Annotated in this window: 19 protein-coding genes; 13 read left to right on the top strand and 6 right to left on the bottom strand. The window is 38.6% G+C overall.

Annotated features, from left to right (window positions below; translation table 11 throughout):
* Positions 1 to 43: 43 nt before the first annotated feature.
* From rpsJ to PSA_RS00685, 12 genes are all read left to right on the top strand, one after another.
* Complete coding sequence (gene rpsJ / locus PSA_RS00740) at positions 44 to 355, top strand: 30S ribosomal protein S10 (RefSeq protein ID WP_042146798.1); 312 nt, start codon at positions 44 to 46, stop codon at positions 353 to 355.
* A gap of 27 nt (positions 356 to 382) precedes the next feature.
* Positions 383 to 1,018 carry a 50S ribosomal protein L3 gene (rplC, locus tag PSA_RS00735; protein WP_042146796.1) on the top strand — a complete coding sequence of 212 codons (636 nt, stop codon included), beginning with the start codon at positions 383 to 385 and terminating at the stop codon, positions 1,016 to 1,018.
* A gap of 17 nt (positions 1,019 to 1,035) precedes the next feature.
* Positions 1,036 to 1,641 (top strand): 50S ribosomal protein L4, encoded by a 606-nt coding sequence (gene rplD / locus PSA_RS00730; RefSeq protein WP_042146794.1) that lies wholly within the window; start codon positions 1,036 to 1,038, stop codon positions 1,639 to 1,641.
* On the top strand, positions 1,638 to 1,940 hold the full coding sequence (gene rplW / locus PSA_RS00725; protein ID WP_042146792.1) for a 50S ribosomal protein L23: 303 nt from the start codon (positions 1,638 to 1,640) through the stop codon (positions 1,938 to 1,940). The genes rplD and rplW overlap by 4 nt, the downstream gene beginning before the upstream one ends.
* A gap of 16 nt (positions 1,941 to 1,956) precedes the next feature.
* Positions 1,957 to 2,781 (top strand): 50S ribosomal protein L2, encoded by an 825-nt coding sequence (rplB, locus tag PSA_RS00720; RefSeq protein ID WP_042146790.1) that lies wholly within the window; start codon positions 1,957 to 1,959, stop codon positions 2,779 to 2,781.
* Positions 2,782 to 2,796: 15 nt separating this feature from the next.
* Positions 2,797 to 3,075 (top strand): 30S ribosomal protein S19, encoded by a 279-nt coding sequence (gene rpsS / locus PSA_RS00715; RefSeq protein ID WP_010367084.1) that lies wholly within the window; start codon positions 2,797 to 2,799, stop codon positions 3,073 to 3,075.
* A gap of 11 nt (positions 3,076 to 3,086) precedes the next feature.
* A complete protein-coding gene (gene rplV / locus PSA_RS00710; RefSeq protein WP_042146786.1) occupies positions 3,087 to 3,419 on the top strand; it encodes a 50S ribosomal protein L22 in 333 nt (110 codons plus the stop codon).
* 11 nt (positions 3,420 to 3,430) lie between these two features.
* Positions 3,431 to 4,132, top strand: a complete 702-nt coding sequence (rpsC, locus tag PSA_RS00705; protein WP_042146785.1) for a 30S ribosomal protein S3 — start codon at positions 3,431 to 3,433, stop codon at positions 4,130 to 4,132.
* A 12-nt stretch (positions 4,133 to 4,144) separates the two neighbouring features.
* Complete coding sequence (rplP, locus tag PSA_RS00700) at positions 4,145 to 4,558, top strand: 50S ribosomal protein L16 (RefSeq protein ID WP_042146783.1); 414 nt, start codon at positions 4,145 to 4,147, stop codon at positions 4,556 to 4,558.
* The gene (gene rpmC / locus PSA_RS00695) at positions 4,558 to 4,749 is read left to right on the top strand and encodes a 50S ribosomal protein L29 (RefSeq protein ID WP_042146781.1); all 192 of its coding nucleotides are present in this window, start codon (positions 4,558 to 4,560) and stop codon (positions 4,747 to 4,749) included. Before rplP ends, rpmC begins: the two co-directional genes overlap by 1 nt.
* A complete protein-coding gene (gene rpsQ / locus PSA_RS00690) occupies positions 4,749 to 4,997 on the top strand; it encodes a 30S ribosomal protein S17 (RefSeq protein ID WP_042146779.1) in 249 nt (82 codons plus the stop codon). The genes rpmC and rpsQ overlap by 1 nt, the downstream gene beginning before the upstream one ends.
* A 233-nt stretch (positions 4,998 to 5,230) precedes the next feature.
* Positions 5,231 to 5,911 (top strand): hypothetical protein, encoded by a 681-nt coding sequence (locus tag PSA_RS00685; RefSeq protein ID WP_042146777.1) that lies wholly within the window; start codon positions 5,231 to 5,233, stop codon positions 5,909 to 5,911.
* Here PSA_RS00685 and PSA_RS00680 read toward each other — a convergent pair.
* Positions 5,908 to 6,381 (bottom strand): RNA-binding S4 domain-containing protein, encoded by a 474-nt coding sequence (locus PSA_RS00680; RefSeq protein ID WP_042146775.1) that lies wholly within the window; start codon positions 6,379 to 6,381, stop codon positions 5,908 to 5,910. The two genes, PSA_RS00685 and PSA_RS00680, sit on opposite strands and share 4 nt — an antisense overlap.
* A 135-nt stretch (positions 6,382 to 6,516) precedes the next feature.
* Between PSA_RS00680 and PSA_RS00675 the strand changes: the two genes are divergently transcribed.
* The gene (locus PSA_RS00675; RefSeq protein WP_042146773.1) at positions 6,517 to 7,203 is read left to right on the top strand and encodes a hypothetical protein; all 687 of its coding nucleotides are present in this window, start codon (positions 6,517 to 6,519) and stop codon (positions 7,201 to 7,203) included.
* A gap of 47 nt (positions 7,204 to 7,250) precedes the next feature.
* On the opposite strand, the gene cysQ is transcribed toward PSA_RS00675, so the two are convergent.
* The 5 genes from cysQ to cysD form a co-directional block, all read right to left on the bottom strand.
* The gene (gene cysQ, locus PSA_RS00670) at positions 7,251 to 8,021 is read right to left on the bottom strand and encodes a 3'(2'),5'-bisphosphate nucleotidase CysQ (RefSeq protein WP_042146772.1); all 771 of its coding nucleotides are present in this window, start codon (positions 8,019 to 8,021) and stop codon (positions 7,251 to 7,253) included.
* Positions 8,018 to 8,620 (bottom strand): adenylyl-sulfate kinase, encoded by a 603-nt coding sequence (gene cysC, locus PSA_RS00665; RefSeq protein ID WP_042146770.1) that lies wholly within the window; start codon positions 8,618 to 8,620, stop codon positions 8,018 to 8,020. Before cysC ends, cysQ begins: the two co-directional genes overlap by 4 nt.
* A gap of 34 nt (positions 8,621 to 8,654) precedes the next feature.
* On the bottom strand, positions 8,655 to 10,382 hold the full coding sequence (locus PSA_RS00660; protein ID WP_042146767.1) for an SLC13 family permease: 1,728 nt from the start codon (positions 10,380 to 10,382) through the stop codon (positions 8,655 to 8,657).
* Between the two features lie 287 nt (positions 10,383 to 10,669).
* Positions 10,670 to 12,100 carry a sulfate adenylyltransferase subunit CysN gene (gene cysN / locus PSA_RS00655; protein WP_042146766.1) on the bottom strand — a complete coding sequence of 477 codons (1,431 nt, stop codon included), beginning with the start codon at positions 12,098 to 12,100 and terminating at the stop codon, positions 10,670 to 10,672.
* Positions 12,101 to 13,000, bottom strand: coding sequence for a sulfate adenylyltransferase subunit CysD (gene cysD, locus PSA_RS00650; RefSeq protein WP_042146764.1), 900 nt, complete (start codon positions 12,998 to 13,000; stop codon positions 12,101 to 12,103).
* Between the last annotated feature and the right edge of the window lie 6 nt (positions 13,001 to 13,006).

Genomic DNA, 13,006 nt, shown 5'->3' with positions numbered 1-13,006 from the left:
TGTGTTCTTTTTAAATGCTCTTTTTAATATTTGAGGTTTAAGAATGTCAAGTCAACGCATTCGTATTCGCCTGAAAGCTTTTGACCATAGATTGATTGACCAATCAACTTTGGAAATCGTGGAAACAGCGAAGCGCACTGGCGCTCAGGTTCGTGGTCCTATTCCACTACCAACACGCTTTGAGCGTTTTACAGTACTAACTTCACCGCACGTTAATAAAGACGCGCGTGATCAGTACGAAATCCGCACCCATAAACGTCTGATAGACATCGTTGAACCAACTGATAAGACTGTAGATGCATTAATGCGTCTTGATCTTGCAGCTGGTGTAGATGTTCAAATCAGCCTGGGTTAATCGGAAGATTAGAGAGGTTTTAGGAAAATGGCATTAGGTCTAGTCGGTCGTAAAGTGGGCATGACACGTATCTTCACTGAAGATGGTGCATCTGTTCCAGTAACGGTTATCGAAGCAACACCTAACCGCATCACTCAGATTCGTTCTGAAGAAGTTGATGGTTATAGTGCGCTTCAAGTAACTGCAGGCACTAAGAAAGCAAGTCGCGTAAATAAAGCTGAAGCAGGTCACTTTGCTAAAGCTGGCGTAGAAGCTGGTCTTGGTCTGTGGGAATTTCGCCTTAACGGTGATGAGGGTGAGTTCGCTCTTGCTCAAGAAATCACTGTAGAATTATTCAATGACGTAAACAAAGTTGACGTTACTGGTAAGTCTAAAGGTAAAGGCAATGCTGGCGTAATTAAACGCTGGAACTTTGCAATGCAAGACGCAACTCACGGTAACTCTCTTGCTCACCGTGCACATGGTTCAATCGGTCAAAACCAGTCTCCGGGCAAGGTTTTTAAAGGCAAGAAAATGTCTGGCCACATGGGTAATGAGCGTGTAACGACTCAAAACCTTGAACTTGTACGTGTTGACGTTGAGCGTAACTTACTGTTAGTTAAAGGCGCAGTGCCTGGCGCTATCGGTGGCGATGTTATCGTTAAACCTGCTGTTAAAGCATAAGTCCTGGAGATTTAGTAATGGAATTAGTATTGAAAGACGCTAAAGGCGCTCTTGAAGTATCCGATGCTACTTTTGGACGTGAGTTTAACGAAGCATTAGTACACCAAGTAGTAGTTGCATTTGCAGCTGGTGCTCGTCAAGGTACTAAAGCTCAGAAGACTCGTTCTGAAGTAAGTGGCGGTGGTAAAAAGCCGTGGAATCAAAAAGGTACTGGCCGTGCGCGTGCTGGTACAATCCGTAGCCCAATCTGGCGTTCGGGTGGTGTGACGTTTGCAGCTAAGCCGCAAGATCACAGCCAAAAAGTTAACCGTAAAATGTACCGCGGCGCAATCCGTAGTATCTTGAGCGAATTAGTTCGTCAAGAGCGTTTAATTGTTGTTGAAAGCTTTGGCATAGAAGCGCCAAAAACTAAACAACTTGCAGCTAAGCTTAAAGAGCTTGAGCTGAAAGACGTGCTTATCGTTACTGAAGAAGTTGATGAGAACTTATTCTTATCATCTCGTAACCTTTATAAGGTTGACGTACGTGACGTTGCTGGTATTGACCCAGTAAGCTTAATCGCTTTCGATAAGGTTCTTATTACTGCTGCTGCAGTTAAGCAACTTGAGGAGTCATTAGCATGATCCGTGAAGAGCGTTTATTAAAGGTTGTTTTAGGCCCGCACATCTCTGAAAAAAGTACTATTAACGCTGAAACAAACAACGCTGTTGTTTTTAAAGTAGTTAAAGACGCAACTAAAGCTGAAGTTAAAGCTGCTGTTGAAAAACTTTTTGAAGTAGAAGTAACGGGTGTTCGCACATTACTTGTTAAGGGTAAAACAAAACGTACAGGTGCTCGTTTCGGTCGTCGTTCTGACTGGAAAAAAGCGTACGTTACTCTTAAAGAAGGTAGTGAACTAGACTTTGTCGGCGGCGCCGAGTAATTTAGGAGTTAGAATTATGGCACTTCAGAAGTGTAAACCAACTTCTCCGGGTCGTCGTCACCTAGTTAAAGTGGTAAACTCTGAGCTACATAAGGGTAAACCATACGCACCACTTTTAGAGAAGAAATCAAAATCAGGTGGTCGTAATAACAATGGTCGTATTACGGTTCGTCACATTGGTGGTGGTCACAAGCATCATTACCGTGTAGTTGATTTTAAACGTAACAAAGATGGCATCCCAGCTAAAGTTGAGCGTTTAGAATACGATCCAAACCGTAGCGCAAACATCGCACTTGTATTATATGCAGACGGTGAGCGTTCATACATCATTGCACCTAAAGGCGTTTCTGCCGGTGATGCTATCCAGTCTGGTGTTGATGCACCAATCAAGCCTGGTAACACATTACCAATGCGTAACATGCCTGTAGGTTCTACAGTACATTGTGTTGAGTTAAAACCAGGTAAAGGTGCACAACTTGCACGTTCTGCTGGTTCTTACGTACAAATCCTAGCTCGTGATGGTCAGTATGTAACATTACGTCTTCGTTCAGGCGAAGTTCGTAAAGTTGAATCTGATTGTCGTGCGACATTAGGTGAAGTAGGTAACGCTGAACATATGCTTCGTTCTTTAGGTAAAGCTGGTGCTAGTCGCTGGCGCGGTGTTCGCCCAACTGTTCGTGGTGTTGCCATGAACCCAGTTGATCACCCACACGGTGGTGGTGAAGGTCGTACATCTGGTGGTCGTCATCCTGTGTCTCCATGGGGTAAGCCTACTAAAGGTGCTAAAACGCGTAAGAACAAGCGTACGGATAAATTTATAGTACGTCGTCGTACTAAGTAATATTGAGGAATAGCCATGCCACGCTCTCTCAAGAAGGGTCCTTTTATTGACCTACACTTGCTGAAGAAGGTAGAGAAAGCTTTGGAAAGCGGTGATAAGAAGCCAATTAAAACTTGGAGCCGTCGTTCAATGATCATACCTAACATGATCGGATTGACCATTGCTGTCCATAATGGTCGCCAGCACGTACCTGTATTTGTTACAGACGAAATGATCGGTCACAAACTGGGTGAATTTGCGCCAACTCGTACTTATCGCGGCCATGCTGCAGATAAGAAAGCGAAAAAGAGATAAGGGGTTAAAAAATGCAAGCATTAGCTAAACATAAATTTGCCTCTGGCTCAGCGCAAAAAGCTCGTCTAGTAGCAGATCAAATCCGTGGTTTAGCGGTAGATCAAGCTCTAGAAATCCTAGCGTACAGCAACAAATCAGCTGCTGTATTAGTTAAAAAAGTACTTGAGTCTGCTATTGCTAACGCAGAGCATAACGAAGGTGCTGACATTGATGAGCTACGTGTAGCTACGATCTTTGTGGACGATGGTCCTACAATGAAGCGTATTATGCCACGTGCTAAAGGACGCGCAGACCGTATCCTTAAGCGTTCAAGCCACATCACTGTTGTGGTTTCAGATAACTAGGAGTAATAGTAATGGGACAAAAAGTTCATCCTACTGGTATTCGCCTAGGTATATCGAAACCTTGGGTTTCTACTTGGTTCGCGAATTCTAAAGAATTTCCAGAAATGCTTTTCGGCGATCATCAAGTACGTGAGTACCTTACAAAGGCACTAAAAAGCGCGTCACTTGCTAAGATCGTAATCGAACGTCCAGCTAAATCTATCCGCGTTACAATTCACACGGCTCGTCCGGGTGTTGTAATCGGTAAGAAAGGCGAAGATGTAGAAAAGCTACGTAAAGCAGTAACAAAAATTGCTGGTGTTCCGGCTCAGATTAATATTTCTGAAGTTCGTAAACCAGAGCTTGAAGCACAATTAGTTGCTGATAGCATTGCATCTCAACTTGAGCGTCGTGTTATGTTCCGTCGTGCTATGAAGCGCGCAGTACAAAATGCAATTCGCATTGGTGCCAAGGGTATCAAAGTACAAGTTGGTGGTCGATTAGGCGGAGCAGAAATTGCTCGTTCTGAATGGTACCGTGAAGGTCGTGTTCCACTACACACTTTACGTGCTGATATCGACTATGCAACAGCTGAAGCTGCAACCACTTACGGTATTATCGGTATCAAAGTTTGGATCTTTAAAGGTGAAGTTATAGGTGGTTTACCACTTAAAACTGAAGTTGAAAAGCCATCTAAACGCGGTCCGAAAAAGCCACGTAAAAGTGCTAAGTAGAGGAAGCGAATAATGTTACAGCCAAAACGTACAAAATTCCGTAAAGTGCATAAAGGTCGCAACCGCGGTCTTGCACAAAACGGTAACAAAGTAAGCTTCGGTACTTTCGGTTTGAAAGCAGTTGGCCGTGGTCGTATGACTGCACGTCAAATTGAAGCCGCTCGTCGAGCGATGACTCGTCACGTTAAGCGTCAAGGTAAAATCTGGATACGTGTGTTCCCTGATAAGCCTATCACAAACAAGCCGCTTGAAGTTCGAATGGGTAAAGGTAAAGGTAGTGTGGAATATTGGGTTTGTGAAATCCAACCAGGCCGCGTACTTTACGAGATGGAAGGGGTTCCTGAAGAGCTTGCACGTGAAGCTTTCGAACTTGCTGCTTGTAAACTACCATTCAAGACAACATTTGTAACTCGGACGGTGATGTAATGAGCGCTAACGAACTTAAAGACAAAAATGTAGAAGAGCTAAATACTGAACTTCTAGAACTTCTTCGTGAGCAATTCAACATGCGCATGCAAGCTAGTACTGGTCAGTTAGCACAAACACATTTGCTAAGAAAAGTACGTCGCGATATTGCGCGTGTTAAAACGGTTATCAACCAGAAGGCAAACGCATAATGAGCGAAAATATCCGTACTCTTCAAGGCCGTGTAGTAAGTAACAAAATGGACAAGTCTATTGTTGTTGCTATTGAACGTCAGGTGAAGCACCCAATTTATGGTAAATTCATCAAGCGTACAACTAAGTTACACGCACATGACGAAAACAACACTTGTGTAGAAGGTAACATCGTGACTATTCGCGAATGTGCACCTATCTCTAAAACTAAGTCTTGGACTTTAGTTGCTGTTGTTTCTGAAGCTTAATTAGTATTTTAATACTAGTCTAAGTTTTTAGTCTAAAAACCCACTCTTCGGAGTGGGTTTTTTTATGGATAAAATAAAGTTAACTCGTATTTTTTTATTCACTGTAAAAGTACTTTCTAATGGATGATACAAATTTAGAAGTTAGGAGTTGCAGAGAAGCTAACAAAAATGAACCTTTTCCTTTTGTACCTATCTATATAGGTTCCAAAATCAAACAAAAATAAAAAGTAATAATGGAAATTAAAAAATGGGGAGGTGCAGCTGTAATTTCTCTTGGATTACATGGTGTAATTGTCTTTTGTTTGTTAAAAGTGAATCCAAAAATAGAAGTCAAAATACAAAAAGAGAATGTATTAAAAACCTATATTGTTTCTGACAAGGAACAGGAAGCGCTATTACAAAAAGAACAAACCTTAAAAGAAAAAAAACAACTCAAAACTAAAAAAGAGATAGTGCAAAAGAAGGACTTAAAATCTAATAAAACTCTTAAAAATAAATCGCCACAGGTAATGAATAAAGAAAAACGCAATCAAAAAATGGCTCAAAAGGCAGAAGAAAGTAAAAGCATTAAAGTTAAAACCTTTAAGAAACTTAATCCATACTCTGGCTTAAGTAACATCATAAGCCAAGAGCATACTAGGTTTGTTGAGTCAAAAGCTAGAGTGTCTGGTAAACCTCAAATTGGTAGAGTTACAGTGCCTAAGGAACATAAACAACAATTAACATCTGAAGTGTTAGTTCAAAGCGCAACAGGCAATATCTTCAAACAAGATGGAAAGTGCTATGTAGAAGTTTTTGGTTCTCAAATGTCGAAACTAGGAATGCCGTCAGGAACTGTTCCTTGCCCAGGAGAAAAGTCAGCTAATGAAGCTGCCTATGCGGCAGCTATGAATAAGTGGCTAAATAAGCATTAGCCGAACGAGATTGGCTTACGACCAGTCGTCTCTGACTTACCTTGATTTGGGTTTAGTTTAGATCTGTGTCCACTTGCATTTGAACTATTTTTAGCTTTATTTTTCTTTTTACGTAATTTGGATTTTGCATTTTTTGATAGCTTAGGTTCTTCAGTTGTATCTGCACTTGGGTATTCAGTTGGAGCTTCATTATCATAATCGACTTCTGGTAATGAATCTAAACTTACACCATCTTCAGCAAGTGAAATTTGGTATAAATTGCCACCAAAATTAAGTACATCGCCACCAAATACTTTACGGCGTTTTTGTGTACATACTTCATCATTTAAGCCTACATAACCTTCACTGATCATTGTCTTTGCTTGGCCGCCGCTCTCAACTAGGTCAAGTATTTGCAATAGATTACAAAGTTCAATTGGTTCTTCCTGAAGTTCAACTTCAGCTACGATTTCAAGAGGGTTATCTGACATTTGGTTTATCTCATTCTAGAATTTATCAACATACAGGTTAATTATAACGTGAACTAGATTATTTAGCTTATAAAATAACTTGTTTTAATTTGATTACGCGTGTAATTTATAGTTTTAAATTATATAGGCACAATCATGAAAGGACTCCTAATTATTCTCTTAGTTTTATTATTTGGGTGCCAATCTCCTAAAATATATATTATCAATCAGGGGTATACGCATAATCAGGTATCAAATTTTAAAAATGCATTTAAGTTACAGGGTTTATCTGTGCATGAATCCCAAGTTAATATTCCACAAAAATTTTCTGATGTGTCTCTTGCAACAAATATTGGTTTTTCAGATCAAAAGTTAATTAATCAAGTTCAATCCATATTAAATGAATTTGGTCTATCAAATGCAGAACATTATCGCTTTAAGCAAGGTAATCATTATTATTCTGACAATAATATAGGGGTGTATTTGAAGAACCCCAATCGTTTAGATAAAGAAGATTTACCGCCTTATTTGACAACACAAGACTGTATGAGTGCAGATGCAACTTTACAGTTGAACAAATCAGGAGAGTTTGTTTTGGAGTATGAGAATCGACCTTATACAGATGATAAACTACATAAAATATCAGGGTTTTGGCTTTATGTAGCTAGAAAATTAACACTAACGGGGAAATCTATTGAACCTCAATCTTATCAACAGTCCCACGAAACCATGAAAACTCATTTAGGACTAAGGCCAGGGGAAGTATTTAAACCTCAAATAAATACAAATAGTTTACCTGCTTTAAACTGTGAATTTTCGATTGTTTATATGGATAAAAAGTAGGGGGATTGAATAGCGCAAATTAATACGCTATTTGTAAATATAGGTGATTAATCTTTTAAAGATGAAACAATAAAGAAAGGGTTTAAATAAGATTCTTTTGTATTGTAAAGTAGCGGACTGCCATCTAGTTGAGTAATTGTAGCGCCAGCTATTTCAGCGATAGCATGGCCAGCGCCAGTGTCCCACTCACTTGTCAGGCCCAATCTAGGATAGATATCAGCTGTTCCTTCAGCCACTAAACAAAGCTTTAAAGAGCTACCTTTTGATACCATTTCTACGCTATCAAATTGTTTAACATATTCTGCAAGTTCTGGCGATGGGTGAGAGCGGCTACCAACTACGCGAATTGTTCCTGTCGCTTGCTTTCGTTCTACCTTGAGCTGTGTTCTTGATTTACCATCATCTTTAAATGAGCCAATATTTTCTTCAGCTAAATAAGAAAAACCCAATGCAGGTGCGTCGACTACGGCTAATACTGGTTTACCATCACGGATCAGAGCGATATTGACAGTAAACTCACCATTTTTTTTAATAAACTCTTTAGTGCCATCTATTGGATCTACTAGCCAGTACTCATTCCACTTCTGACGTTCTTCCCAGCTTATGTCAGCACTTTCTTCACTCAATATTGGTGTGTTAGGGCTTAAAGACTTTAAACCCGCTACAATGACCTTATGCGCTGCTAAATCTGCATCGGTTACTGGGCTTTTGTCATCTTTGTATTCAATATTGAAGTCTTTATCATAAATAACCATAGCTGCTTTGCCTGCATCTCTGGCTATCGTTAATAGCGATTCTAAAGTATTTGATTGCATCATGATGAAATCACTCCATTGGCTTTTAAGTAACTAATTAGCTGCTCAACAGATTCTGAAATTGAGTTCTCACCCGTATTTAAAGTTATTTCAGCCGATGTTGGTTTTTCATAATCAGAATCGATACCCGTAAAGTTTTTAATCTCGCCTGCTCGGGCTTTTAGATATAAACCTTTAGGATCTCTCGTTTCACATATATCAATTGGTGTATCTAAAAATACTTCTATAAATTCACCTTCACCTACCAATTCACGTACAAGTTTTCTTTCGGCTGAAAAAGGTGAGATAAATGCGCTTAATACCACTAAGCCTGCATCAACCATTAATTTAGCGACTTCACCCACACGGCGAATATTTTCTTGACGGTCTTCATCAGTAAAGCTTAAGTCTTTACATAAACCATGACGTACATTGTCACCATCAAGTAAATAGGTATGTACATTTAATTCATTTAGTGCGTGTTCTAATGCACCTGCTACAGTGCTTTTACCTGAACCAGATAATCCGGTAAACCAAAGTATGCAAGGTTTATGTTTTTTTTGTTCAGCTCTGTCTTGTTTTGAAATGGCGTGTTGGTGCCAAATTACATTTTCATCTTTCATATATGTTACCTAGAATACAGTGTCTAAAAATGGTTTAAAAAGGAAAAACCAGAGGAATAAGGATCAGCGCTGTCGCAGAGTAAACAACAGAAAGCGGTAGACCCATGGTGATATAATCTTTTAATTTATAATTTCCAGCGCTGTATACCATTAGGTTTGTTTGATAACCATAAGGTGATATAAAACTTGCAGAGGCGCCAAAAGCAACAGCCATGACATATGGTAATGGACTCACACCAAAATTTAATGCTAATGAATAAGCGATCGGGAAAGCAAGCGCTGCAGCGGCATTATTAGTAATTAACTCTGTACATATTAAAGTGAGGATAAAAATAGCGATAAACGCACCATATGGTCCCCAATCACCAAGTACGATAGATAATATACTTGATATTTCATGGGCTAAACCTGTACTTATCATCAATTTTGCAAGGCCGATTGCACTGCCTACAATTACTAACAGCTCGATAGGGAATCGTCGCTTAATTTCGCTCGGTTTAATTATTCCAGTTAGTAAATAAGCTATCAGTAAAACCATTAAACCTTTAACTAAAGGCACTACACCGGAAATACCTAAAGCGAGTACAGTTAAAAAGCTAGCAAATACAGCATGAGATTTTTTATCGTTTAAATATGTTTTTAAATCAAGACCTGAAATATAAACAAATTCTCTTTTAAGATTATTGCTTTCATAAAATGCAGGACTTGGCGCAAGGATCAGAGCATCACCCGCTTGCAGCTCTACTTTACCTAAGCCGCCTTGCAATCTATCGTGACCACGACGAACAGCGATTACAGCAGCATTGAATTGCTCTCTAAACTTTGCTTCTTTTAATGTTTTCCCAATAAAAGAGGCGCCATGACTCACAACCACTTCAACTAAGTGCTCTATGTTCATTTCATTTTTATCGTGAACAACTTTTAGACCATCAAACTGAGATAATAATGGCACTGATTTTATATCGCCTACAAAAAGTAAAACGTCATTTTCTTTTATAACTTGTTGTGGCGTAATAGCACATAAGCGTTTTTTATCTCTTAATATCTCAGCTAAAAACAGGTCTTTTAATTCTCTTAATCCGTTTTCTTCAATGCTTTTACCTATTAATTTAGAGCCAGGCATCACTTTGCCTTCTAAATAAAAGGGCACAACTTCTTCTTGCTCTTTGCCGTTATCAGGCAGCAGCTTTAATAAAAGTAAAATAGCAATCAAACCAGATGATAAAACACCGATACCGACTAAGGTAAAGTCAAAAAAACCTAAAGGTTTCATGCCTGCATCAACAGCAAAACCATTGATAATTAAATTTGTAGATGTGCCGATTAAAGTTAAAGTCCCCCCTAAAATAGCGGTATAAGATAAAGGCAATAATAACTTTGAGGGGGCATGTGTCGGGTTTTCTTTTACTGCGGTAATTAGGGTTGCAACAACGGCAGTGTTATTTGTAAATGATGATAAAAAAGCTGTTGATAATCCTAATTTAGTGACCGATTGCGATAAGCTACCTTTGGCTAATGAATTTGATAATTTACGTACTAATGATGTTTTTTCGATGCCTATGCTAATGAGCACAAGTAATACTAAGGTAATAAGAGACGGGTTGGCAAAGTTAATGAGCATATTTTCTAAGCCGATAATACCAGCCAAATAGCTAGTGCCTACTGCAGACGCAAATAACCAAGCTGGCTTGATTTTAGTACCAAATAAACAAAGTACTAATATAAGCATAATGCCGGTTAATGTTAACTGCGAGTAGTCCATCTTTTACCTTATAGAACAGCGGGTCATTGTTATTTTTTGCCACTAAGTGACGTTTAACTAATAAGCCTTATCTGAGTTTTCAGATAAGGCTAGGTTTTTAGCTTTGCGTTTGCTAAAACATACCGTGGGTTCGACTTTAGTCATACTTTATATTTGTAAGGCTTGCTACAATTGCTTATAACTGCGTAAGGCTAAAGCCTCACCTACAAGGTTTTCTTAGCTAGGCTTAAAAAGCGCGAATAAATTCGAGCCTACAAAACACGGTTTAAACTGTGTCTACAAATCGATTACAGTTTAGTTATATCAAGTGCTTGCCAATGTGGGAAGTGCTTGCGAACTAAAGAGTTAAACTCAAGCTCAAATTCACTGAAATTAGTTTCATTTTTTTCAGTTGTTAAGACTTGTTCAATCATACCTGCTGCAATTGTTAAATTTGATAATCTATCAATTAAAATAAATGAACCAGTTTCTTTATTTTTGCTATAGATATCAGCTAAAACTTCTTCTGATAAATCTAAAGTAACGATGGCTATTTCATTTAATTTCAAGCTGTCAGCTTGACCATGCTCTAGTGTATTAACATCGATTGTATGATCGATTTTAGTCACTTTAACAGTCGTCTTTTTGCTCGCAAGCTTAATATTATATTCTTTACCTAATACTAAAGGTTCATCGTGCATCCAAACAATTTTAGCTTGCAGCTTATTACTCACTGTCGCTGTTGAGTTGGCTGATACAATCACATCACCACGGCTGATATCAATCTCATCATTTAGCGTAAGCGTGACTGCTTGACCGGCTTCTGCTTGGTCTAAGTTACCTGTAAAAGTAACAATTTCTTTAATACTAGATACTTTACCTGAAGGTAATGCTTTTACTGCATCGCCTACTTTAATTTCACCTGACGTTAAAGTGCCTTGAAAACCTCTGAAGTTTAAATTAGGGCGAATAACATATTGCACAGGGAAACGCGCTTCAAAATCAATATTTGCACCTGCCGCTGGAGAGTCTTCTAACAACTCTAATAGCGGTTTATCAGTGTAATAAGGTGTTTGAGTTGATACATTTACAACGTTATCACCTTTAAGTGCTGAGATAGGAATAAACTTAATATCAGCTTCAGTGATATTTAACTGCTCTGCAAACTTAATATAATCAGCTTTTATTTTGTTATAAACGGTTTCATCAAAATCAACAATATCCATTTTATTGATAGCAACAACAAATTGTTTAATACCTAAAGAATCACAAATAAAGCTATGACGTTTAGTTTGTACTTGCACACCGTAACGTGCATCAACCAAAATAATGGCAACATCACTCGTAGAAGCACCTGTTACCATGTTGCGTGTATATTGTTCATGGCCTGGTGTATCAGCAATGATAAATTTACGTTTTTTAGTTGAAAAGTAACGATAAGCTACATCTATGGTGATGCCTTGCTCACGTTCAGCTTGTAAACCATCAACTAATAAAGCTAAATCAAGCTCTTCGCCGGCATTACCTACTTTTTCATTATCAGAATGAAGTGCAGCTAACTGGTCTTCATAAATTTGGTGGCTATCATGTAATAAGCGACCGATTAAAGTTGATTTACCATCATCTACGCTACCACATGTAAGCATACGTAATAGGCTTTTATTTTGATGAGTCTCAAGGTAGGTATCAATACCTAATTCTTTTACTTCATTCACTGTTGCTGACATTAAATCAGTCATTTAAAAATACCCCTCACGTTTTTTCTTTTCCATTGAACCAGCTGAATCTTTATCAATTGCACGTCCTTCACGCTCAGATGAAGTACATAGCAACATTTCTTCTATAATGCCTGGTAAAGTGTCTGCATCAGATTCAACAGCACCCGTTAATGGGTAACAGCCTAACGTTCTGAAACGAATAGACTTCATTTGTGGTACTTCACCTTCTTCAAGTGGCATACGCTCATCATCAACCATGACTAACATGCCATCCCTTTCAACAACAGGGCGTTCTTGTGATAAGTATAAAGACACAATATCGATATTTTCTTGATGAATATATTGCCAAATATCAAGTTCAGTCCAGTTTGATAAAGGGAATACACGGATGCTTTCGCCTTGATTTATTTGACCGTTGTAGTTATCCCATAACTCAGGACGTTGATTTTTAGGGTCCCAACGATGGTTTTTATCACGGAATGAATAAACACGTTCTTTAGCGCGAGATTTTTCTTCATCACGACGTGCGCCGCCAAAAGCAGCATCAAAACCATATTTATTTAGCGCTTGTTTTAAGCCTTGGGTTTTCATGATATCAGTATGTTTACTTGAACCATGTGTAAAAGGGCTTATTTCCATATCTAAACCATCAGGGTTTTTATGTACTAATAAGTCAAAGTCGTATTCTTTTGCGATTCTGTCACGAAATTCAATCATTTCTTTAAACTTCCAGTTGGTATCAACATGAAGCAAAGGGAATGGAATTTTACCCGGATAAAATGCTTTACGTGCTAAATGCAATAAAACAGATGAATCTTTACCGATAGAGTAAAGCATTACTGGGTTTTCAAACTCAGCAGCGACCTCTCGGAATATTTGAATACTTTCAGCTTCTAGTTGCTGAAGATGTGTTAAAGCCATGATTTT

The sequence above is a fragment of the Pseudoalteromonas sp. '520P1 No. 423' genome (assembly GCF_001269985.1).
Lineage (GTDB): Bacteria > Pseudomonadota > Gammaproteobacteria > Enterobacterales > Alteromonadaceae > Pseudoalteromonas.
This window is presented reverse-complemented; position numbering and strand designations above follow the sequence as displayed.

Coding starts and splice junctions, on each gene's coding strand:
- rpsJ (WP_042146798.1), top strand. CDS start 44: ATGTCAAGTCAACGCATTCGTATTCGCCTGAAAGCTTTTGACCATAGA.
- rplC (WP_042146796.1), top strand. CDS start 383: ATGGCATTAGGTCTAGTCGGTCGTAAAGTGGGCATGACACGTATCTTC.
- rplD (WP_042146794.1), top strand. CDS start 1,036: ATGGAATTAGTATTGAAAGACGCTAAAGGCGCTCTTGAAGTATCCGAT.
- rplW (WP_042146792.1), top strand. CDS start 1,638: ATGATCCGTGAAGAGCGTTTATTAAAGGTTGTTTTAGGCCCGCACATC.
- rplB (WP_042146790.1), top strand. CDS start 1,957: ATGGCACTTCAGAAGTGTAAACCAACTTCTCCGGGTCGTCGTCACCTA.
- rpsS (WP_010367084.1), top strand. CDS start 2,797: ATGCCACGCTCTCTCAAGAAGGGTCCTTTTATTGACCTACACTTGCTG.
- rplV (WP_042146786.1), top strand. CDS start 3,087: ATGCAAGCATTAGCTAAACATAAATTTGCCTCTGGCTCAGCGCAAAAA.
- rpsC (WP_042146785.1), top strand. CDS start 3,431: ATGGGACAAAAAGTTCATCCTACTGGTATTCGCCTAGGTATATCGAAA.
- rplP (WP_042146783.1), top strand. CDS start 4,145: ATGTTACAGCCAAAACGTACAAAATTCCGTAAAGTGCATAAAGGTCGC.
- rpmC (WP_042146781.1), top strand. CDS start 4,558: ATGAGCGCTAACGAACTTAAAGACAAAAATGTAGAAGAGCTAAATACT.
- rpsQ (WP_042146779.1), top strand. CDS start 4,749: ATGAGCGAAAATATCCGTACTCTTCAAGGCCGTGTAGTAAGTAACAAA.
- PSA_RS00685 (WP_042146777.1), top strand. CDS start 5,231: ATGGAAATTAAAAAATGGGGAGGTGCAGCTGTAATTTCTCTTGGATTA.
- PSA_RS00680 (WP_042146775.1), bottom strand. CDS start 6,381: ATGTCAGATAACCCTCTTGAAATCGTAGCTGAAGTTGAACTTCAGGAA.
- PSA_RS00675 (WP_042146773.1), top strand. CDS start 6,517: ATGAAAGGACTCCTAATTATTCTCTTAGTTTTATTATTTGGGTGCCAA.
- cysQ (WP_042146772.1), bottom strand. CDS start 8,021: ATGATGCAATCAAATACTTTAGAATCGCTATTAACGATAGCCAGAGAT.
- cysC (WP_042146770.1), bottom strand. CDS start 8,620: ATGAAAGATGAAAATGTAATTTGGCACCAACACGCCATTTCAAAACAA.
- PSA_RS00660 (WP_042146767.1), bottom strand. CDS start 10,382: ATGGACTACTCGCAGTTAACATTAACCGGCATTATGCTTATATTAGTA.
- cysN (WP_042146766.1), bottom strand. CDS start 12,100: ATGACTGATTTAATGTCAGCAACAGTGAATGAAGTAAAAGAATTAGGT.
- cysD (WP_042146764.1), bottom strand. CDS start 13,000: ATGGCTTTAACACATCTTCAGCAACTAGAAGCTGAAAGTATTCAAATA.